This window comes from Streptomyces sp. NPDC016845, from assembly GCF_044332585.1.
In the GTDB taxonomy this organism is placed as follows: domain Bacteria; phylum Actinomycetota; class Actinomycetes; order Streptomycetales; family Streptomycetaceae; genus Streptomyces.
In genome coordinates this window covers 1-22,712 of record NZ_JBIRPI010000035.1, presented here as the reverse complement: position 1 = coordinate 22,712, position 22,712 = coordinate 1, and the positions used below count along the sequence as shown (strand labels likewise).

Annotated in this window: 11 protein-coding genes; 6 read left to right on the top strand and 5 right to left on the bottom strand. The window is 70.4% G+C overall.

The window, feature by feature from the left end:
- Positions 1-595 precede the first annotated feature (595 nt).
- The 4 genes from ACH4RC_RS39620 to ACH4RC_RS39605 all read right to left on the bottom strand — a co-directional run bounded on the left by ACH4RC_RS39620 (position 596) and on the right by ACH4RC_RS39605 (position 4,943).
- Positions 596-1,150 (bottom strand): endo-1,4-beta-xylanase, encoded by a 555-nt coding sequence (locus ACH4RC_RS39620; RefSeq protein WP_398209454.1) that lies wholly within the window; start codon positions 1,148-1,150, stop codon positions 596-598.
- A 735-nt stretch (positions 1,151-1,885) separates the two neighbouring features.
- Positions 1,886-2,017 (bottom strand): hypothetical protein, encoded by a 132-nt coding sequence (locus ACH4RC_RS39615; protein ID WP_398209452.1) that lies wholly within the window; start codon positions 2,015-2,017, stop codon positions 1,886-1,888.
- A 145-nt stretch (positions 2,018-2,162) separates the two neighbouring features.
- Positions 2,163-4,355 (bottom strand): trypsin-like serine protease, encoded by a 2,193-nt coding sequence (locus tag ACH4RC_RS39610; protein ID WP_398209483.1) that lies wholly within the window; start codon positions 4,353-4,355, stop codon positions 2,163-2,165.
- 75 nt (positions 4,356-4,430) lie between these two features.
- A complete protein-coding gene (locus ACH4RC_RS39605) occupies positions 4,431-4,943 on the bottom strand; it encodes a hypothetical protein (RefSeq protein ID WP_398209450.1) in 513 nt (170 codons plus the stop codon).
- A gap of 386 nt (positions 4,944-5,329) precedes the next feature.
- Here ACH4RC_RS39605 and ACH4RC_RS39600 point away from each other — a divergent pair, with 386 nt between their 5' ends.
- Positions 5,330-9,184, top strand: coding sequence for a polymorphic toxin-type HINT domain-containing protein (locus ACH4RC_RS39600; RefSeq protein ID WP_398209448.1), 3,855 nt, complete (start codon positions 5,330-5,332; stop codon positions 9,182-9,184).
- A gap of 39 nt (positions 9,185-9,223) precedes the next feature.
- Positions 9,224-9,562, top strand: coding sequence for a hypothetical protein (locus ACH4RC_RS39595; protein ID WP_398209446.1), 339 nt, complete (start codon positions 9,224-9,226; stop codon positions 9,560-9,562).
- A 563-nt stretch (positions 9,563-10,125) separates the two neighbouring features.
- Here the strand turns inward: ACH4RC_RS39595 and ACH4RC_RS39590 are convergent.
- Positions 10,126-10,866, bottom strand: coding sequence for a Type 1 glutamine amidotransferase-like domain-containing protein (locus tag ACH4RC_RS39590; protein ID WP_398209481.1), 741 nt, complete (start codon positions 10,864-10,866; stop codon positions 10,126-10,128).
- A gap of 497 nt (positions 10,867-11,363) precedes the next feature.
- Between ACH4RC_RS39590 and ACH4RC_RS39585 the strand changes: the two genes are divergently transcribed.
- The 4 genes from ACH4RC_RS39585 to ACH4RC_RS39570 form a co-directional block, all read left to right on the top strand.
- Positions 11,364-11,990 carry a helix-turn-helix domain-containing protein gene (locus ACH4RC_RS39585; RefSeq protein ID WP_398209444.1) on the top strand — a complete coding sequence of 209 codons (627 nt, stop codon included), beginning with the start codon at positions 11,364-11,366 and terminating at the stop codon, positions 11,988-11,990.
- 4 nt (positions 11,991-11,994) lie between these two features.
- Positions 11,995-13,374 (top strand): MFS transporter, encoded by a 1,380-nt coding sequence (locus ACH4RC_RS39580; RefSeq protein ID WP_398209443.1) that lies wholly within the window; start codon positions 11,995-11,997, stop codon positions 13,372-13,374.
- A gap of 206 nt (positions 13,375-13,580) precedes the next feature.
- A complete protein-coding gene (locus ACH4RC_RS39575; RefSeq protein ID WP_398209441.1) occupies positions 13,581-20,342 on the top strand; it encodes an amino acid adenylation domain-containing protein in 6,762 nt (2,253 codons plus the stop codon).
- A 52-nt stretch (positions 20,343-20,394) separates the two neighbouring features.
- Positions 20,395-22,712 (top strand): condensation domain-containing protein (locus ACH4RC_RS39570; RefSeq protein ID WP_398209439.1); only part of this gene is annotated, 2,318 nt, incomplete at its 3' end.

Here is a 22,712-nt window from a genome sequence, read left to right as displayed (position 1 = left end):
CCCTTGCTGGGCACCGTCACTCGAGTGGGCGGGCGGTGTTCGCCCGCGCGCGTGATCGCGGAGGGGACATGTGCACCGCCGGGGCGGCCTGTGAGGGCGGTGCGGACCATGCGCGACCTGCTTCTCGGCCGGGCGTTGAAGGGAGGCGAGCGCGCCACCCCTTGGGGAGACAGCGCAGGTGAGCCCGGCACGGCTCCTCCAACCGGCAGTCCGAGCCGGGCTCTCACCGATACCGGCGGGGCAGAGGCGGGCCCGGGGAACCGGGCCGGCTCCTGCCACCGGGGGACTTTGAACGAGCCGCTTTGTCGGTGTGGCAGCGGAGAGGGGCCTGGCGATACCCGGTCCGGAACTACCGCTTGCCGCCGGGCCCGGCGACGCCGCCACAGCGGTCGCCGAGCGGATCGCCGGTACCCGAGCCCGGGCCAGAGAGGGGGACCAGTTCCGTCCCACCGGCCCTGGTGAAACGCCTGGTCGACAGCGCCCCCACCCGCTGAACTGCAAGAACTCATCACCGCCGTCACCGCAGGTCAGGGCATTCATCTCTCTACCCCACCTTGATTCAACGGACTACCGTCAAAAATCGCACCTTGATTTCTCACGCCTCGTCAAAGGCCTCGAGCAGGCGCTCGTACGCCAGCTTCGGCCGCAGGGCCACGTCCCATGGCAGGGAATCGGCCGTGCGCGGAGGATAGATCTTGATGTCGGCGGTGGAACCGTACCGGTCGGTGACTCCCCATGTGGAGAACGATGTGCAGTCCGGCTCCTCCAGGCAGACCCGCAGCTTGCCCGCCATCTCATCAGCCTGGATCTGCCGCCCGTCCTCCTCGTCCTCACCTATGGGGACGTCCATCTCCGACACCCGCGCCTGCACCCCGAGCTCCGCCAGGTCCCGCACATGGCTGCGGAAGGTCTCCGGGTCGATGCGGCCGCCGGAGGAGTCCTGCTCCACGATGCGCCGATCCAATGCGCTGACCCGCAAGATGTCGTTCCGCTCGGTGGTGCCCGGCATCTGCGTCCAGTCGTGGTTCCGCATCAGGTCTTCGTCGTTTCCGCTGCCCGCGCCTTCGCCCTGCCCCGTGCACCCGGCCGCCACCGCCATGACGAGCATCACGGCGGTCAGTCGCTGCCACGTCTCCCCACCGAGGCCCACGGCCCCTCCCACTCTCTTGTTCGAGACAAGATCAACGTCTCGAAGCCGGGGCACAGTTCATCGGCCAGGAGAGCCCTTGCCGCCATCACGCCGCTCCTCGCTTCGCCAGGAGTGGGACTGTCGAAGGAGTGGCTCTTCCAGTCTCCCGCAGAGAGGGCTGGGACATGGTCTTGGACCCGCAGCGCGGACTCGAACTCCGGTGCTTTCGCGGCTTGGTGAGGTCCGGGGCGAGGAGCCTGTCGGAGGCCGCCAAGGAGACTGGGCTGAACTGGCGAATGGTCAGCAAGTACCTGTCTGCTGACTCGTCGGCGCATCCGCGCCGGATGGCGAGTGGTAAGCCGCGCAAGCGGGTGGTCGACGAGGGCGCTCCGCTGATCGACGCGATGCTACGGGCAGAGATGATGAAGACCGAGGTGCTGCACGAGCGACTGGCCATGGAGTACGGAGGCACCAGGAGCTACCAGCGGGTCAGACATGCTGGTGCTGGTCTGCTGAGCAACGGCGATGACCGAGTCCACCGGAAGCTGCCTCCTGTTTCGATCGCAGCCGGTACTGCTGCGGGCACTCGGGCCACGCCGCAGGAATGCGGCTGGGCAGGCCCGAGGAGCGCAGACCGCATTGCGGGCTCTGGCCAGCTGCCCGGCCTGTGCAGCGGTATGCAGAGCTCTGGCGGTGGCGTCGGCATCGTGGGCTCGGGGGGGCAAGCCCGCCGGCGTCCGCGACGCAGAGCACGGCTCAGCCGTAGCGCGCTGCTTGGGCGAGCCGGCCCTCGGGGAGGTCGACGGTTCCGGTGCAGAACTGTCCGCCGTCGGGGTCGAGGACCAAGAGCCCGTCCTCACCGGCCGGGCCGTGCCAGGGCAGCAGCACACCGATCCACTCCGCGACCTGTGGCGGAACCCGCTACAGATGCTTGACCACGGGCTGAACAGGCCAAGGGGCTCCCGGGGTGTTCCGGGAGCCCCTTGGCGGTGCGGCCGACGATGCGTGAGCGCCGGTCGTCGGCCGTGTGGGATCAGCGCGCGGCGTGGCCGAAGGCCGTTCCGGCCGCAGGCAGGCCGCCGGTGCCGGGCTGGTAGGTGGTCACCGTTCCGCTGGTGCCGCCGGAGACGACGTTGCCGATCGGCAGGGCGTGCAGGGCGCCGTAGGAGCTGGGCCCGTACGGCATGCCTGCGTACAGGCGGGTGCCGGTGAAGTGGATGCTCTCGCCCAGGCGCTGGCCGGCCTTGGGGGTGCCGGGGATGCCGTCGCCGTCACCGGCCTCGATCCACAGGTCGTTGTCACCGGCCGCGCCGATCATCGAGAAGGTGTGGATCGCGCCGGCCGCGGCCTCGGTGCCGATGGCCTCGCCGGGCGTGCCGACGGCGACGAGCAGGGTGGCCGCGGTGGCCACCTTGCGCGGGGCGGTGTTGATCGCGGTCAGGCTCTCGCCCATCCGGTCGTCGGCCTCGGAGGTGCCGACGACGGTGTCGTCCGCCTCGCCCTGGCGCAGCTCACGCAGGTAGCTCCAGGTCTTGTCGGGATCGATGCGCACGAGGACGACGCGACCTGCCTCGGCCCGGTCCTTGCCGCCGGCGGTGGTGGTCTCGCCGGGCGAGCCGATCGCCAGCATCGAGGTGTTGGCGGCGGCGGTGGCGGAGGTGCGGTAGGAGGTCATGGCGAGGGCGGCGCCGAACTCGTCGCCCTTCTCCGCGGCACCGGTCACGGCGCTGTTGTCCTGGTCCATGCCGCCGATGCTGGTGGGCCGGCCGTCCGCGTCCAGGGTGTGGCTGAACAGGGCCACGGTGCCGGAGTCGGTCTCGGTGCCGACGGCCTCGCCCGGCGCGCCGATGGCGAAGAAGTTCTCGTCGCCGGCCACGGCGGCGCCGAACCTGTCACCGGCCTCGACCTCGCCGGGCACGTTGGTGGGCAGGTCCTGGTGCAGGGAGCGGCTGGTGTCGTCGTAGACGTAGAAGGCCATGCCGCCCTCGGCCTCGGTGCCGACGGATTCGCCGGGGACGCCGATCACGATCCAGGGACGGCCCTTGGCCGTGGTGCCCGCGGCGAGGGACTGACCCATGTGGTCACCGGCCTCGGACGCCGAGGAGAGGATGGCGCCGGTGCCCGCGCCCTGCTCCAGGTGCTTGGCCTTCACGGCGCCGGTGCCGAGGCCGGCGGGCGCGCCGAAGAGGATGTCGACCATGCCGGCGTCCTTGGCGCCGTCGAGGTCCTCACCGGGGGTGGACACCACGAGGTCGGTGTAGCCGTCCTGGTCGTAGTCGACGGTGGCCAGGGCCGAGCCGAAGCCGTCGCTCGCCTCTGCTCCGCCGGACACCCAGTCCAGGTCCTGGTCTATCTGCCCGGTGCCCTTGCCGCCGCCGTACACGGTCCGCACCAGGCCGGCCCCGGCGTCGCCGCCGACGTTCGCCTTGGCGTCGGCGATCGCGACGTCCTCGACGCCGTCGCCGTTGAAGTCGGTGACGGCGGGGGCGGCGGCGGTGGCCTCGATCCACGCCTTCAGGTCGTCGATGCGCACGTCGAGGGCGTCCGTACGGGTCTCCGCCGTGTCGGCGCCCCAGCAGCCGCCCTGCCAGGAACGGGAGTTGACGCCCACGAGCCGGGTCGCGCCGCCGACGGTCGTGACGGCCGGGGCACCGGCATCACCCGCGCAGACAGCCGCGCCGTCCTTGCCCACGAGCGGCAGATCGCTGCTGCCGGTGGTGGTGCCCACGGTGAAGGAGCCGGTGTGCATCTTCATGGGCGACCACTCGTCCTTGGTGCGCCCGTACCCGGTCACCGTCACCGTGCTGCCCGCGGCCGGCACCTGATCGGCGACCTGGACCGGCGTGACGTCGACGGGGGCGGCCAGACGCGCGAGCGTGAGGTCGCGGTCGGTGCGGGGCACAAGCTGAGTGATCTTGCGGACCTCACCGGCGGTCGAGGTCAGGTCGGTGCGCCCGATGGTGGCGGTGGCGGCCGTGGTCGGCGCTCCGGCGACGGGGGCGGCGTCGGCGAAGAAGCAGCTGGCCGAGGTGAGCAGCCACTGCGCGTCGACGAGGGCACCGGAGCAGGTGCGCCCGGCCGCGCCGATGTCGATGCGCGCGGTGAACGCGGCGGCCTCAGTGGAGGCGGCGGGACCGGTGAGCGCCTGGGCGGGGGTGCCGGCCAGGACGAGGGACGTCATGCCGAGGGCGAAAAGGCCGCCGGTCAGGGTGGTGCGGGGGCGTATCTGGGACACGTTGACGGTTCCTGGTGGTTCAGTCGTGCACGGTGGCAGGCGTACGAGGGGTCGAGCGCGGCCGGTTCAGCCGGTGACGCGGATCTCGACGAGGACGGAACGGATCCCGGTGTCGCCGGTCTCGCCGACGGGGGTCAGGTCGTTGGCGGGCGCGTTGACGACGGTGTCCTTGCCCTCGGCCGTGAGGGTGGCCTTCACCGGGTGGGCCTGCGTCCAGATGCTGAAGGTGTCCGGCAGTTCGAGCGTCAGGTAGCCGGACTTGGCGTTGGTCTTGAAGCAGAAGATTCCCTTGCGGGACTCGATCGCGATGTTGGACGCGTCGGAGCAGTCGGCGATGGACGTGGGGCTCGTCAGCCAGATGTGGCCGTCGCCGCGCTTGAGGGTGATGCCACGGTCCTGCTGCAGCTCGGCGGCGCCGGGGTAGGTGAAGTCCTCCACCGTCCGCGGCATGTCGCCGGCCGTCGTCGTCGCGGAGGTCGACGCGGAGCGGGGAAGAGCGAAGGCGGTGACGCCGAGGCCGAGGACGAGCGCGGCGGTCGTGGCGCCCAGCAGTGTCTTCCGGGCAGGGGGTATGGCCATGAGGTTCTCTCTGGAGTAAGCGTGCGAAGCGCGCGTGAAGGCGAAGTGTGCGCTGTGAATAGCTTAAGTAAAGCACATGTAAGCTACAGGCCAAGTACCCCGCATGCCGCGCCACTTGGTGCTGCGAGCTTCTCTGACGGGTCAGCAAGTGTGCACGGCCCGTTCAGACTTGCTTTCGCGCACATCACCGCGTTTCGATCGCGAACGGGTGTGTATGAGCCGGCAGGTCTGGATGGGGTGCTTGTGTCGCTTTTTACTCCTCGGTGAAGGACCGTTAGGTGAAACACGCATCGCGCTCCATACGTGTGGGGTGGCCGTACAGGGGCGCAAGACCGCCCGTTCCGCGTCGTGTCGGCCTCCGCGCCGCCTGCGCAACCGTGCTGTCGGTGACGCTGTCGGCCGGGCTCCTGGGACTGCCGAGCGCCGCCGCGCTGGAGCTCGACCCCGAAGAGCAGGACCGAAGCCTGGTCGTCGACTACTGGGAGACCGGTGGCGTCGGTGTGAAGGAAGCCGCCGAGCAGGCGCTTCTCGGCACGGACGCCGACGTCCAGCAGTTCTTCGCCGACCAGCCGGTCCTCCAGCAGATGGACGACCGGGTCGACGTCTCGCGCCTCCTGAACCGGGGCGGCCCGGCCGTGCGCCAGGCCGCCAAGACGGCCCTGGCGGGCACCCCCGCCGACGTCGAGGCCTTCCTGGAGGACGGCTGGAAGGCACCGCTGGAGCAGGACCAGCGGGTGGAGGCCACCCGCGCCGTCAACTTCGGCGGCCCAAGCGTGCAGGAAGCGGGCAAGGCGGCGCTGCAGGGCACCGCCGTCGACGTCACGCAGTTCCTGGAAGTGGGCCAGTACAAGGAGCAGGAGACCGACGACAGGGTCGAGGTCACCAAGCTCTACAACAGCGGCGGCACCAACATGAAGGCCGCCGCCAAACTCGCTCTGACGGGCACGCCGGACGACATCAGGGAGTTCCTGGAGGTCGGCCAGTTCGTCGCGCGCAACCGCGACCAGGAGCACGCGACCGTCGCGCAGCTCACCGCCCAGGCGCAGCGGGCGGGCAAGCAGGCCGAGGACGCAACCGAGGCGGCGCAAGAAGCCTCGGACAAGGCGATCGCGGCCTCCGCCCTGGCCAAGGAGGCCGCCGAGAAGGCGGCACGGGAGACCGCCGCCGCCAAGAACGACGCCGGCCGCGCCGCTGTGAAGGCCAAGCAGGCCGCCAACGCGTCCCGCGCCGCCGCCGCGGCGGCCCAGCAGGCCATCGGGGCCGCGAACGCCGCCACCCGTTCCGCACGCCGCGCCTCGCTCGCGGCGGCGCAGACCGCGAACGCCGCGGCAGCCGCGGCCGAGGCGGCCACCCGTGCCTCCAACGCGGCGATCGCCGCCAGCAAGGACAAGGACCAGGCGCAGAACGCCCGCGACCGCGCTGCGGACGCCAACGCCGCCGCCGCTCTCGCCAGGACCTCGGCGAAGGCGGCCGAGCAGGCTGGCAAGGCCTCGCTCGCCGCGGCGGGTGCGGCCGCCGCGTCCCGCAGCGCCAAGGGCAACGCCGACGCGGCAGCCGCCGCGGCCGACCAGGCGGCCGACTACGCGGAGGCCGCCGGCGGATCCGCCGCAGACGCCCGCGCCGCCGCGGCGGAGACCCGCCGCCACGCCGCCGAGGCCGACCGGGCCGCCAACGCCGCCGAGGCGCTGGCCCGCAAGGCGGCCAACGCCGCCACCGACGCGCGCGACGCGGCGAACTCCGCCGCCACGCACGCCGAGAACGCCGCGAAGGCAGCCAACGAGGCAGCCGACCACGCAGGGGAAGCGGCCAGTGCCGCGGCCGAGGCGACCAAGCAGGCGGGCATCGCCAAGGACTCCGCCGCCGCGGCCACGGAGGCGGCCGAGACCGCGGAGAAGACCTTCGCCCTCGCCCGTGAGGCCGAGAGCGAGGACCTCACCACCCGCACCAACGCCGCGGTGGAAGCCGCTCTGTCCCGCAAGACCATGGCGGACACCTTCACCTCCGAACTGTCCGCGACGGTGGTCGACGGTCAGGCGATCGTGGACGACATCAAGGACCTGGCCGACGAGGCGGGGCAGGACGGCGCGAGCGAGTCCGCGATCGCCGTCAAGGCACGGCCCGTCCTCCTGCGCGTGATGGAGCACTTCGGCGCCTGGCGGCAGGACGCCGCGGCCATGGCCATGGCCGGCACCGACGCCGACATCGTCGAGTTCCTGCGGACCGGCTGGGACCAGGCCGTCAGCGACGAGATGCGCCAGCAGGTCACCGACCTGTCGACCGCGAGCAGCTACGAGTCGGTGCGCACCGCCGCCTCCGGCGTCCTCGACGGCACCGACCAGCAGATCCGCGACTTCTACCTGACCGGGCAACATCAGGTCGCGGAAGCCGACTACCGGGTGGAGGCCACCAGCCTCGTCAACGACGGAGGCCCCAGCGTCAAGGAGGCCGGGAAGCAGGCCCTCGAGAACGGCAGCGCCCAGGCGCTGGTCGGATTCCTCAACACCGGCCAGTACGAGGCGCAGCAGACCGACGAGCGGGTCATCGCCACCCAGCTGTACAACAGCGGCGGGCCCGAGGTACGGTCCGCGGCCAAGATCGCCCTGGCCGGCTCGGCGGACGAGGTCCACGACTTCGTCGTCAGCGGCCAGTTCACGGCCGACCGCAAGGACCAACTGGCCGCGACACACGTGGCCCAGGTCGAACGACTGCTCGCCGAAGGCCAGAACGTGGCCGCGACCGCGCGCTACAACGCGGCGATCGCCGCCAAGGCGGCCGCGGACGCCAACGACGCCGCCGAAGCCGCAGAGCTGGCGGCCAAGGACGCGAAGACCAGCGCGGAACAGGCCAAGGGCTATGCCGACGCTGCGAACAAGGCCGCCAACAGCGCGGAGACGAGCGCGGCGAAGGCCAGGACATCGGCCGTCACGGCCCGCAACGCCTCCAACCGCGCCCAGCAGAGCGCGGATCAGGCCGAGGAATCAGCCGCCCAAGCCGAGTTCTCCGCGCAGTACGCGCGCGACTCGGCCTACTCGGCGCAGGTCGCCGCGGACGAGGCACGTGCTTCGGCCCAGGACGCCGGAAAGAGCGCGGCCGAAGCGGACGCACTCGCGTCGGCGGCCTGGAAAGAGGTCATCAGGAAGCGCGAGGCGGAACAGGCCGAGGCGCGCCGTGTCGCAGCGGAGAAGAGGGCACAGCAGAAGGCCGCGGAGAACAGCAAGCCGAAGTGCTACATCCCGATCAACCGTGACAGCCTTCCGCCCTGTGCCTACGCCGCGGTGAACGGTGACGCCGAACTCGTCTTTCCCGAGATCGACCCCGTCATGAAGGAAGCGGTCTGGGAAGTCCTCGGCATCAACGACGCTGTCGACTGCGCCAAGAATCCGAGCCTCGGCAAATGCGCCATGGCCGCGCTGTCCTTCCTTCCCGCCGGCAAGCTCAAGCTCGTCGCGAAGGGGATCAAGGGCGTCTCCGACGCGGCCGCGGCCTCACGCGTAGCGAAGATCGCGTCGCACTGCGTCCTGTGCTTCGCGGCTGGCACCCAGGTGCTGATGGGCGACCACTCGGCCAAGCAGATCGAGAAGGTGACCGTCGGGGACACGGTCATGGCCACCGACCCCAGGACTGGGGTCACCGCGAGGCGCGAGGTTTCCCGCCTCATCGTCACTGAGCACGACAAGCACTTCAGCGAGCTCACCGTCGTCGCGGACGGCAGGACGGGGCGGATCACCGCCACGCAGGAGCATCCGTTCTGGTCGCCGAAGGACCGCACGTGGGTGGAGGCGGGTGACCTCCGGCCGGGCTCGACGCTGCGTAAGCCCGACGGCAGCACCGCGGTCGTGCGGGCCAACCGTCACTACGACGACTACGCCCGTACCTACAACCTCACCGTCAAGGGCCTGCACACCTACTATGTACTCGCAGGTCAGACGCCCGTACTGGTGCACAACGCCACCTGCAAGGTGCCGATCTCCAAGGGACGGTGGCAGCACATCTGGAAGGGGCATGTGAACAGGAAGCTCAACCCCGAGAAAAGCAAGTTCTTCACCACGAACAAGGGCAAGATCGAGAGCATGATCGGCCGCGCGCTCGACGGCAGCACCAAGGACGGCGTCTACTTCTACAAGTTCCCCGAGCCCATCGGGAAGGTCGTCAAGAACGGCGTCGAGAAAACGCAGGACTACATCCGAGTGGTGGTTCGTGACGGCAAACTCATCACGGCCTACCCCTCCGACGCCCCCTAAGTAGCATGGTGCGGCGCAGCGCGCAGAGAGGATTCCGGAATGGGTGTTGATGTGACCTTGGTGCAGGTGTCGCAGAAAGGGACCAGTTCGAAAGGTCGCCGGCTGACACGGCTGGACTCCGTATGGGACAGCGATGATCTGTTCGCCGACATGTGTTCTCACAGCGGCTTGCCGATGCTGAACCGGGTGGATCCGTACCGCACACAGATTCTGACTGCGGACGAAATGGCCCAGTTCATCGCCGAGTTGGACGCCACCTGGGAAACCCTGGATCAACGCAAGGACCGGAAAGGACGAGATCTCCTACAGAGCATGCGTGTCCTTGCCGAGCGCTGCGCTTCGGCTTCCGACCTGGAGCTGCATCTCGTAGGCGACTGAGAATGACCGCCACTGTGGAAGCCGGTCCAAGGAGCGGCTTCCACAGTGACATTCTGGAAAAGCCGTTGCCCGGGCGGCGGTCTCGCCACGCTCGTAGTTGCGCGGCAGCTCCAACCAATCCGGATCATCAGGTCCACGCAACAGCGCCAGCAGATCCGCTTCGCTCTCGGGCATCCGCTCATCCTGGCGCACCGACTCAGGGACCCGCCCTGCCCGGCCGTGCGGTCCTCCTCACGCACACGTGGGAACTGGTTGTTCGCCGGCTGCGCAAGGCGCCACGGGGGTCGCCGTCCGTCGCCTCCGTCGCTTCATACCGGGCGCCACCTCGCCGGCTGACAGAACGCACCCTGGGGTAGGTGATGAACTCGACACATGTCTGGGGCGATGAAAGACTCCCGCAGGTCAGCGAGGTTCACGCGACCTGGCAGTGGTCACTTTGCTGCCCCGGCGCACGACCCGGCAATGCCTACGCACCAGTCAGCGGATCAGGAAGTCATCAGCGGCCACAGAGCTGTGATTCGCCAGAGCTGCGATTCGTCTCGCTCCACGGGTGCAGCATCCGGTCACCGCCCGGACGAGGCCAACTTGCGAGGCTCGACGCGTTCCTCCACCGCCTTGGATCCGTCGCGGCTGACTATGTAGGCGCCCTTACCGCTGATCTCCGTCACCGCCTCCACCAGTTCCGTTCCCCGGTACACCAGGCCGACTCCGTCATCCGTGCAGTGAGCGGTGGGGATGCTGCCGTCCTTGACCAGCCGGTGGATCAGCGGGCGTCGCCCCTCATCCGAGTCGTAGTGCACGCCGTTGCCGTACGGCAGGAAGCCGAGGGCGTTCGTGACCGGGCGCAGTTGCGGCCCGAACGAGTCGGTCGCGCCTCCCTCGAACCAGCAGATCGAGCCTGCGCTGACTCCGCTGAGTACGACACCGGCCTGCCAGGCTCGGTGCAGGATCCTGTCCAGACCATGCGCTCTCCACACCGCCAGCAGATTGACCACCGAGCCCCCCATCACCCAGACGACATCGTGGTCGAGAACCGATTCCTCGACATCCTCGACGTTGGGCATGGGGAACAGTTGCAGAGGCGTCAGCTCGAACCCCGCCACCCGCGCGGCCTCGTTCATACGGGCCGTGAAGTGCTCGGCGTCCCCGATGGCGGTGCCTACGTACATGACGCGAGGCCGCCGGCCGTGCACACCGGACAGGTCAACCGCGTGATGCACCAGAGCGTCGAATACCACTCTGGTTCGTCCTCCGAGGCTGTGCCCGCCGGAAGTTGCGAGGATGGTCGGTTCCGTTGCCTTCATGACCATGAGCGTATCGGTGCCATGTCGGCCAAGTTGAGCTGGCGCGGCGTACCGGTCCTCGCCCGCTTCACGGAACGTGGCCGAAGGCGCTTGAGCCCTGCCGGGCGATGGACCTCGTTCGCAGCCGTCGTCACCGACGCGTACGCAGGCAGCCTCACCGCCGCCTGCACGGACACCACGCACCACCCGGCCGGAGCGCGAAGCGCGTTCCTTCGCCCCCTCGGGAACACGGGGGCTGCCGGCAGGCGACAGACACCGATGAGCGGGGAGCCGCGACCCCCACCGGGTGCCGATACCGGAGGCCACCCCCTCCACCTGCGCACTGAGCACTGAGCACTGCCCGCGACGCTTCCAGCCGACCGCTGACGGCCTTCTCCAGGTCGGCAACTCCGATCCATCCCCGGGGAGTTGCGCTCCGACTCGCCAAGCACATTTCGCACACACTTCTTTGCACGCACTTCTATGCACAGACTTCTGTGTGGTCTATCTTGATGGTCATGGAACACCCGCAGCAGCAGCCTCAGCAGCCGTCCCAGGTGCATCTGACCCCCCGAAACCTCCGCGGCATCGCGCACCCGCTGAGGGTGCAGATCCTCACCAGCCTGCGGACGGAGGGGCCCGCCACGGCCACGACGGTGGCTCGCCGGCTCGATCTGAACACCGGGGCGACCAGCTACCACCTGCGGCAGCTCGCGGAGTACGGCTTCATCACCGAGGAGCCGTCCCGGGGCGGACGGCGTGAGCGGTGGTGGCGGGCGGCGCACGCCAACACCGTCGTGCCCGACGACGAGGTGCTCGACGGCAGCGAGGGGCTCGGCAGCGCCTATCTCCAGGCTCTCGGCCAGGTCTGGTCCGGCGCCCTGATGGCGGCGATCGAGGCGACCCCGTCGCTCACGCCCGAGTGGCGCGACGCGCAGGACTTCGGCGACTACGCCCTGACGCTCACCCCGGCCGAGGCCAAGGAGTTGGCGGCGGAGATCCACACCCTGCTCCGGCGGCGCACCTCCGCCGCCGCGGCCTCCGAAGCACAGCCGCCGGACGGCGCGGCGCGGATCTCCTTCCAGTTCCAGTTGTTCCCGACCAGCGAGGACCGGCACGCCACCCAGCCCGACGACATGGAGTAGACCGATGCCCACTCAGCACACAGTCACCAAGGAAGCGCCGGACACACACCCCAGGGTCCTGCGCGGTCTGGTCGGCATGCTGGCGGCCTACGCGGCCGCTCTGTCCGCCAACCGGGTGTTGTCCATCGCCCTGCCCTGGTTCGTCCTGACGACCACGGGCAGCGTCGGCAAAACGGGCCTGGTGGCCTTCTGCCAGATAGTCCCGTACGTGATCTCGCAGGCACTGGCGGGCCCGATCATCGACCGTGTCGGACCCAAGCGGATCAGCGTGGCGGGTGACCTCTTGTCCACCGCCGCGATGGTCACCGCCCCACTGCTGTATCTGACCGGCAGTCTGCCCTTCGGTGTGCTGTTGGCCCTGCTGGCGGTCGTCGGGGCGGCCGACGGGCCTGCCAACGGCGCCAAGGGGCTCTTCGTACCGTCGGCCACCCGCGCCGCCCGCGTCCCCATCGAGCGGGGTACCGGTCTTTCCGCCGCTGTCGAGCGGACGGCCACCACGGTCGGTCCTGCCATGGCGGGCGTCGTCGTCACCGCGTTCGGCAGCCTGTACGCGCTGTGGGTCACCGCCGCGCTGTTCGCGGTGTCGGCGCTGATCGTCTCGTCCACCCTGACCGACCCCGTGCCCGAGCCGCACGAGGTCCCGGTCGAGGACGGCAGCGGCTACTTCTCCCAGCTCCGCCAGGGCGCGGTCTTCCTCCGGGACGCGAAGCTGCTCCGGTCGATCGTCGGCATGCTCGCGGTGACCAACCTTCTGGACCAGGCGTTCATGTCCGTGCTGCTGCCGGTGTGGGCGAAGGAGTCGGGGAACGGCGCGCAGGCCGTCGGCCTGGTGGTGAGCGTCTTCGCCGCGACGTCGATCATCGCGGCTCTGGTGGCCGCCGGGGTGGCCGAGCGGCTGCCGCGGCGCACCGTCTACCTGATCGGCTTCTCCCTGGGCGGCCTGCCCCGGTTCGCGGCGATGGCGACGGGGGCACCGCTGTGGCTGGTGCTGACCGTGCTCGCGGTGGGCGGTCTTGGGTCCGGCTTCGTCAACCCGATCGTGGGCGCGGTGACGTACGAGCTGATCCCGACACCGCTGCTGGGCCGGGTCAAGACACTGGCGCAGGCGGTCACCTGGGCGGGCATCCCGTTCGGCGGGCTGCTGGGGGCCGGCCTGGTGACCCTGACCGGCACGTCGACGGCGCTGTGGATCGTGGGCGGGCTGTACCTGGTGGCCATCGTCGTGCCAGGAATGAGCCGGGAGTGGTCCGGGATGCGCAAGCGGACGGCGCCCGAAACCGCCACCGTGGACTCCGCGGGCACCACGGACAGCACGGCCTCCGCGGCCAGCAGCCTGCCGCAGCAGAAACCGCGGGAAGAGTCCTCGGTTCAGACCGCGGCCTGAACGGGCGCGGCAGCGGCAGGGCCCGCGTGCGGTGGCCCAGGCATCCACCCCGACCACCGCACGTACGGGCAGAAGTGCCCACGCCCCGCGGGCAGAAGTAACCAGTTATCTCGTCAAGATCGCTCTGCCAGCATCAAGTCGGCTGAGTTTCCGAGGGCCTTCCGTTACGGGCCGTTACGGGTCGACGACGAGGAACTGGTGGACGCATGACTACGAATCCGATGGCGCCCCCGACACCGGCACCCGGCCGGGATGCGGGGCGTGATCCGTTCTCACCGGCGGAAAGCCGAATAGCCGCCATATGGGGGTCGGTTCTCGGCACCGAGGTGACGTCGGCGGATTCCGACTTCTTCGAACTGGGCGGCACCGTCGAGCAGGCCGCGGAAATGGCCCGACGGGTCGCGGAGGACTTCGGCTCGGAATTCCGAGCCCCCTTCGCACCGGGGCCGTCGACCATTCGGACTGTGGCGTCCTTTCTCGCCGAGGAGGCGATGGAACGAGCCCGCCGCATGTTCGAGGACGGCACGGACGACGGCTCCGACGGCCTCACGGCCCCGTCCATCTCCGACGACACCACCGCGATCCCCCGCGCTGTCCGGGACGGACGGCCGCTGCCGCTGTCGTTCGCGCAGCGTCGTCTGTGGTTCCTGGACCAGTTGGATCCGGGCCGCGCCGAATACCTGATCCCGATGGGGCTGCGCATCAGCGGCCCGCTGGACGTCGCGGCACTCGACGCGGCGCTGACGGAGCTGGTGGCGCGGCACGAGGTGCTGCGGACCCGTTTCGTCACCGACGAGGACGGCACCCCAGGCCAGCTGGTCGACGCACCGAGCCCGCTGCCGCTGGCCGTACACGACCTGCGGTACGTGACGGACGACGCCGCCCGTGAGGAGGCGGCCACCGCGCTCGTGGACACCGAGGGTTTCCGCCCGATGGATCTCACCACCGCTCCGATGGCCCGCGCCCTGCTGCTCCGGCTGGCGGACGAGGAACACCTGCTGTCACTGACCGTGCATCACATCGCGTTCGACGGCTGGTCGGTGGGTGTCCTTTCGCGTGAGCTCACCACGCTGTACACGGCCCAGGTGACGGGGCTCGCCGCCGGACTGCCCGAACCGCCGCTCCAGTACGCCGACTTCGCACTCTGGCAGCGCTCGTGGTTCACCGGCGACGTGCTGTCGGGCCAACTGGACTACTGGCGGGGCCGGCTGGCGGGCTCCGAGGTGCTGGAGCTGCCCACCGACCGCAGGCGTCCGGCGCGGCGCAGCGGCAACGGGGCGATGCTCACCTTCGGCATCCCCGCGGCGACCGCGGACGGTGCCCGCAGACTGGCGCACGACACGGGCGCCAGCCTCTTCATGACGCTGCTCGCGGTGTTCCAGGCGGTGCTGTCCCGGTACAGCGGCCAGGAGGACATCGCGGTCGGCACCCCGATCGCGGGCCGCAACCGGGCCGAGATCGAGGACATGGTCGGCTTCTTCGTGAACACGCTCGTGATGCGCACCGACCTGTCCGGTGATCCTACGTTCACCGAGCTCATCGACCGGGTCAAGGACACGGCCCTTGGCGCCTACGACCACCAGGACATGCCGTTCGAGCGGCTGGTGGAGGAGCTGGCACCGCAGCGGGACCTCTCCCGCAATCCGCTGTTCCAGACCATGTTCGTCCTGCAGAACACTCCCGACAGCCGTTCATGGGAGCTCCCCGGCCTCAGCGTGCGGCAGGTGGACGTGGCCGCGCAGGAGTCCAAGTTCGACTTCACGTTCTACGCGACGGAGGCCGCGGACGGCGGTCTGGACTGCACCATCGTCTACTCCACCGATCTCTTCGACGAGACGACGATGGTTCGGCTCGGCGGGCACTTCGAGACCCTGCTCGGTGCCGCGGCGGACTCCCCCACCGCCCCGCTGTCCGCCCTGGAGATGCTGACGGCTCCGGAGCGGCGGGAGATCCTCACCACGTGGAACGGCGCGGACACCGACTCCCCCGACTCCGTCACCGTCCACCGGCTGTTCGAGGAGCGCGCCGCCGAGCGGCCGCACTCCCCCGCCGTCACGTGCGGCTCGGACCATCTGACGTACCAGGAGCTGAACGCGCGGGCCGAGTGGATCGCCGCCCGGCTGCGCGAGCGGGGCGCCGGCCCCGGCACGCTGGTGGCCATCTGCCTGGACCGGGGCACCGACATGGTGAGCGCCCTGCTCGGCATCCTCAAGTCGGGCGCCGCGTACGTGCCGTTGGACCCGGCCTATCCGACGGACCGGCTCGCGTACATGATCGAGGACAGTGGGGCGCCGCTGATCGTCACCCGGCCCGCGCACGTCGACCGGCTGCCCGCCGCGACGCCGCGCCTCCTGCTGGAGGACTGGCCCGAGGAGCTTTCCCCTCCGAGCGGCAATGACTCCGCGCCCGGGGCGGGGCCCGACGATCTGGCGTACGTGATCTACACGAGTGGATCGACGGGTCGTCCGAAGGGCGTGCAGATCACCCACGGCGCTCTGCGCGCACGGATGCGGGAGACACGGCGGCAGCTCGACCTCACCTGCGAGGACCGGGTGCTGCAGTTCGCGTCGATCTCCTTCGACTCCTCGGTGGGACAACTGTTCGCCCCGCTCGTCTCGGGCGCGTCCCTCGTCCTGCGCGACGACGCCTGGGACCCGGGGATGCTGGCGGAGGCGCTGCGTGCCAACGCGGTGACGGTGGCCTGGCTGACCCCTTCGGCGTTCGGCGCGCTCGCCGCACAGCTCGAAGGACCGGACGACCTCGGCCCAGAACTGCGCCTGGTGCGGCTCGGCGGTGAGGCGCTCCAGCGGGAGCAGGTGCGCCAGTGGTTCCGCCACACCTCCGTGCCGCTGGTCAACGGCTACGGTCCGACGGAGGCGGCGCAGGAGGCGGCGACAGCGCTGATCACCGGCCCCGGCGACCACGTACCGATCGGACGCCCGGTCGCCAACGCGAAGGTGTTCCTGGTGGACCGGCACGGCCGGCCGGCCCCTGTGGGTGTCCCGGGCGAGATGTGGATCAGCTGCCCCGGCCTCGCGCGCGGCTACCTGGACAGGCCCGAGCTGACCGCCGAGAAGTTCACCGTCGTCACCGTGGACGGCACTCCCCGGCGCGTCTACCGCACCGGCGACCTCGCCAAATGGCACCCGGACGGGCACCTGGAGTTCGTGGGCCGGGGCGACAACCAGGTCAAGCTGCGCGGCTACCGCATCGAGCCGGGCGAGATCGAGGCGGCCCTGCTGACCCACCCCTCGGTGACCGGCGCCACCGTCCTCCTCCGTGAGGACGTGCCGGGCGACCCGCGCCTTGTGGCATACGTCGTCGCGGATTCGCCCGTCGAGGCGGGTGTTCTGCGCGCCCACCTCCAGCGCGACCTGCCGGACTACATGGTGCCCGCGGCATTCGTGCCCCTGGACGGCATCCCGCTCACCCCGAACGGCAAGACGGACCGGCGCGCGCTGCCCGCGCCCGCCTCGGACCGGCCCGACCTCGGCGCCGCGTACACGGCTCCGCGCACGGAGACCGAGCGGACGGTGGCGGCCGTCTGGGCCGAGGTCCTCGGCATCGACACGGTCGGCGCGGACGACGACTTCTTCGGCCTGGGCGGCCACTCGCTCCTCGCGACGCGGGTCGTGTCGCGGCTGCGCCGCAGGCTTGGCGTCGACGTTCCCGTACGGGCCCTGTTCGGCGCGCCGACCCCGGCGCTGCTGGCCGCGGCCGTGGAGGATCTCGACGAGGCGGGCGTCTCGCGCATTCCCGCCCTACCGCGAGACGGGAGCCCGCTGCCGCTGAGCTTCGCCCAGCAACGCCTCTGGTTTCTCGACCAGTTGGAGCCGGGCCGGGCCGAGTACCTGCTGCCGTTCGCCTTCCGCGTGCACGGCGCCGTCGACGTGGACGCGCTGAACAACGCCTTCACCGCGCTGGTGGAGCGCCACGAGATCCTGCGCACCCGGTTCGGCACAGACGAAGCGGGCTCGGCGGTCCAGTCGATCACCCCCGCGGCCCCGGTGACGGTGCTGGTGCGCGACCTGCGGGGCGTCGCGGACACTCCGGCCCGCGAGGACGCCCTCGCGGCGGTACTGGCCGGCGACGCCCTGCGCCCGGTGGACATCGCCACCGGACCGATGCTGCGCGCCGTGCTGGTGCGCCTGGCCGACGAGGAGGCGGTCCTGGCGGTCACCGTGCACCACATCGCCTTCGACGGCTGGTCGATCGGGGTGCTGCTGCGCGAGCTGTCCGCCCTGTACGCGGTGGCTCTGGGCGCGGGGTCCGACGCGGCCCCGGCACCGCTGCCGGTGCAGTACGCCGACTACGCGCTGTGGCAGCGCTCCTGGCTGACCGGCGAGGCGCTGGAGCGCCAGCTCGGCTACTGGCGGGACCGCCTGGCGGGTCTAGAACCCCTGGAGCTGCCGACGGACCACGCACGGCCGGCTGAGCGCACCGGCAAGGGCGAAGTGGTCCGCTTCTCGGTGCCCGCCGACGTCGCCGCACGCGCCAGGACGCTCTCCGCCGAGGGCGGTGCGAGCCTGTTCATGACGCTCCTTTCGGTGTTCCAGCTGCTGCTCGCCCGCTACAGCGGTCAGCGGGACGTCGCGGTCGGCACCCCCATCGCCGGCCGCAACCGGGCCGAGACGGAGGAGCTGATCGGCTTCTTCGTCAACACGCTCGTCCTGCGCACCGACCTCTCCGGCGACCCGGCCTTCAGCGAGCTGCTGGCCCGCGTCAAGGACACGGCCCTGGGCGCGTACGACCACCAGGATCTGCCCTTCGAGCGCCTCGTCGAGGAGCTGTCTCCCGACCGCGACCTGTCCCGCAACCCGCTGTTCCAGACCCTGTTCGCGCTGCAGAACACGCCCGGCGCCGATGCCTGGAGCCTGCCAGGTCTGACGGCGGAGCCCGTCGAGTCCCCGGTCCGCGAGGCCAAGTTCGACCTGTCGATGTATCTGGCGGAGGCGTCCGACGGCACGCTGGACGGCGCCGTCGTCTACGCGGCCGACCTGTTCACGGAGGCCACCGCGCGCCGCCTCGTGGACCACTTCACGATCCTCCTCGACGCGGCCACGGCCCGCCCGCAGGCCGCACTGTCCGAGCTGGAGATGCTGGGCGCGGACGAACGGCACCGCATCGTGACCGAGTGGAACGCCACCTCGGCGCCCGTCCCGGCCGAGGCGACCCTGCACCGGCTGTTCGAGGAGCGAGCGGCTCTCACGCCGGACGCGATCGCCGTCGTGTGCGACGCGGACGAGCTGACCTACCGCGAACTCGACGAGCGCGCGAACCAGTTGGCACACCGCCTGCGCGCCGTGCCGGGGATCGGCTCTGACGTACCGGTGGGCGTCTGCCTGGAGCGCTCCCCCGCCCTGGTGTGGACGCTGCTCGGCATCCTCAAGGCGGGCGCCGCGTACGTCCCGCTCGACCCTGAGCATCCGGCGGAGCGGCTTGCGTATCTGGTGGAGGACTCCGGTGCGCCGCTCGTCGTCACCGACATCGCGCACGCCGCTCTGCTGCCCGAGGGCCTCGGCCTGCTGGCCGTCGACAGCGCGACCGACCTGCCGGACACCCTTCCGGTCACCGCTCCGGACCCCGTCGCGACACCCGGCGACCTCTCCTACCTGATCTATACGAGCGGCTCCACGGGGCGGCCCAAGGGCGTCCGCATCGAGCACCGGGGGGTGGTGAACTACCTGGCCGGCATGGAGCACGCCTTCCCGCTGACCCCGGGCGAGGGCTTCCTCCAGGCCACGCCGCTCTCCTTCGACGTGTCCGCGTACGAGATCTTCTGGCCGCTCTGGCAGGGCGCGACGGTCGTACTGGTGCCCGGCTCCGACCGCCTTGACATGACCGAGGTGTCACGGCTGATGCGGGACCACCGCGTGGTCGGTCTGCACTTCGTCCCCAGCCTCCTCGACCTGTTCGTCTCGCAGGCACGGCCCGAGGACTGCGCACACCTGCGCTACGCCTTCGCCAGCGGTGAGCCCCTCCAGCCGACCCTGGTGGCCCGCTTCCTCGACCGCTTCCCCGGCGACTTGATCAACCTGTACGGCGCGACGGAGGTCTCGGTCGACACCACGTACTGGCGGGCGTCACGCACCGACCCCAACGGTCCGGTGCTCGCGGGACGGCCCATGGCGAACCAGACAGTGTACGTCCTCGACCCGGACCGCCGCCCCGTACCGGCGGGGGTCCTTGGCGAGGTGTACCTCGGCGGCGACAGCGTGGGGCGCGGATACCACGAGCGCCCCGAGCTCACCGCGGAACGCTTCGTTCCCGACCCGTTCATCGGTGGCCGCATGTACCGCACAGGCGATGTCGGCCGCTTCACCGCCGACGGCGAGCTCGACCTCCTTGGCCGCATCGACCGGCAGGTGAAGCTGCGTGGCGTACGCGTCGAACTCGGTGAGATCGAGGCGGTGCTGCTCACCCATGACGCGGTGGGTGTGTGCGCGGTGGCCGTCCGCGAGGACGTCCCCGGCGACAAGCGGCTCGTCGCCTACTACGTACCCGCGCCCGGCGGCATCGCCGACACCGCGGGGCTGCGCGAGTGGGCGGCCGAGCGCCTGCCCCGGGCCATGATGCCGTCCGCGTTCATGGACCTGCCGGAACTCCCGCTCAACCGGAACGGCAAGGTCGACCACGCGGCGCTTCCGGCGCCCGGGGAAAGCGACATCACGGCTGGGTTCGTGGCGCCCCGGGACGAGATCGAGGAGGAGGTGGCCGGAATCATGGCCGAGGTTCTCGGACTCGAAAAGGTCGGGGTCGGGATCCACGACGATTTCTTCGGTATCGGCGGCCATTCCCTTCTCGCCATTCAGCTCGTCAACCGCGTCGAGGCGGTGACGGGAGTCCGTATCGGCCTGCGCCGGTTCTTCCTGACTCCGACGGTCATCGGCGTCAAGGAGCAGATCATCGAACTGTTCGCGACGCAGGAATTCGACACGCAGGAAAACGATCAGGAACAGGCCTCCTGAATTCAGCGGCCCGCTGCCCACACGCACACACCCCGCTGCCCACACGAAGAGAATGAGGACGGACATCATCATGGGCGAGAACTCGATCGAGGCGCGGCTGCTGTCCCGTATGCGACGGCGCGCGGACGCGGACCGGATCATGCGCGGCGCCGAGGAGGCCGCCGACCCGCTGTCGCTGTCGTTCGCACAGCAGCGGCTGTGGTTCCTGGACCGCCTGTCCCCCGGGAGCGCCGACTACCTGGTGCCGACGACGCTGCGTGTCCGGGGTCCGCTGAACGTCGCGGCGCTGGAGCAGGCGCTTGCCGGCCTGGTGGCCCGGCACGAAGTACTGCGAACGGCGTTCTCCGCGGACGATGACGGTACGCCGCAGCAGGTGATCACCGCGCCCTGGCCGGTGGAGGTCACGGTGCACGACCTGCGGGGCGACGCACACGCCGATGATCGCGGCCGCGAGGTGCTGCGCACCGAGGCGACGCGCCCCTTCGACCTCACGTCGGGCCGGCCGCTGCGGGCGGACCTCGTCCGCCTGGCGGAGGACGACGCCTACCTGTCGCTCACGGTGCACCACATCGTGTCGGACGGCTGGTCCTCGGGCATCCTGGCGCGCGAGCTGCGTGAGCTGTACGCGGCGGCCCTGGCCGGCAGCGAGACCTCGCTCCCGCGACTGCCAGTCCGTTACGCGGACTTCGCCGCCTGGCAGCGCGGCCGGCTCACGGGACCGGCCCTGGAGCAACAGCTCGGGTACTGGCGCGAGCGCCTCGCCCACGCGGCGCCCCTGGAGCTCCCGACCGACCACCAGCGTCCGGCGCACACGAGTGGCACCGGCGACGTGGTGACCTTCACGGTGCCGAGCGAGGTCACGGAGAGGCTGCGAGAGGCGGCGGGCCGGCAGGGTGCGAGCCTGTTCATGGCGCTCCTGTCGCTGTTCCAGATCGTGCTGGCCCGCTACTCCCGCCAGGACGACATCGCCGTGGGCACCCCGATCGCGGGCCGCAACCGGGCCGAGATCGAGGACGTGGTCGGCTTCTTCGTGAACACCCTGGTGATGCGGACCGACCTGTCCGGAGACCCGACGTTCACCGAACTGCTCGACCGGGTCAAGGACACGGCGCTGGGCGCCTACGATCACCAGGACCTGCCCTTCGAGCGGCTGGTGGAGGAAGTGGCGCCGGAGCGCGACCTCTCCCGCAACCCGCTGTTCCAGACCATGTTCGTCCTCCAAGCCCCGGGAAGCGCGGACGGCGAGGCCTGGGAACTGGCCGGCGCGGACGTCGAGCCGGTCGAGATCGAGCGGGGTGTGGCCAAGTTCGACCTGACGCTGACGGCGGTCGAGTCGTCGGACGGACTGCGCGCTGTTCTGGAGTACCGGACGGACCTGTTCGAGCGGGCGAGGATCGAGCGGATGGCCGGCCACCTGGCCACCCTCGCCGCTTCCGTCGCGGCCACCCCCGACGCCCGCCTCTCCGAGCTGAACATGCTCACGCAGCGGGAGCGGCAGGAGATCCTGGTCGACTGGAACGGGGTCACCGGCCCCTACCCCGACACCGCCACGATCCATTCTCTGATCGAGGACCGTGTGGCGACGGATCCGGATGCCATCGCCATTACGCATGGTGCCGAGCAGTGGACGTACGAGCAGGTCAACGCCCGCGCCAACCAGCTCGCGCACCACCTGCGGGAAACCGGCATCACCCCGGACACCCTCATCGCAGTCTGCCTCGACCGGTCGCCTGAACTGATCGCGGCCCTGCTCGGCATCATGAAGGCCGGCGCCGCGTTCGTGCCCCTGGACCCGGAGTACCCGACCGACCGCATCACGTACATGGTCGACGACGCCCAGGCCCCGCTCATCATCACCAGCAGCCACCACACCGACCGACTGCCCGCCGACACGCCCCACCTCCTGGTCGACACCCAGTGGCCCCAGGGACCGACAACCAACCCGGCCCCCCTGGCCACCCCCGACGACCTCGCCTACATCATCTACACCTCAGGCTCCACCGGCCGCCCCAAGGGCGTCGCCCTCGAACACCGCGGCGTCGTCAACTACCTCCACTGGTGCGACCAGAACTACCCCGTCACCGAACCCGACGGGATCGGGACGATCCTGTATTCCTCCGTGACGTTCGACCTCACCATCACCGCTCTTTTCCTGCCCCTCATCCAGGGGACTCGCCTGGCCATCCCCGAAACCCAGCCGAAGAAGAGCGCGTTCGACGCCGCCATCGACCTCATCCTCACCGACGTCCCGATCAGCTTCCTCAAGGCCACCCCCTCCCACCTGGAGATCCTGGCCGCACACCTCACCACCCGCCAGGCCACCCACCACATCACCACCATCGTCGCCGGCGGCGAGAACCTCACCCCCAC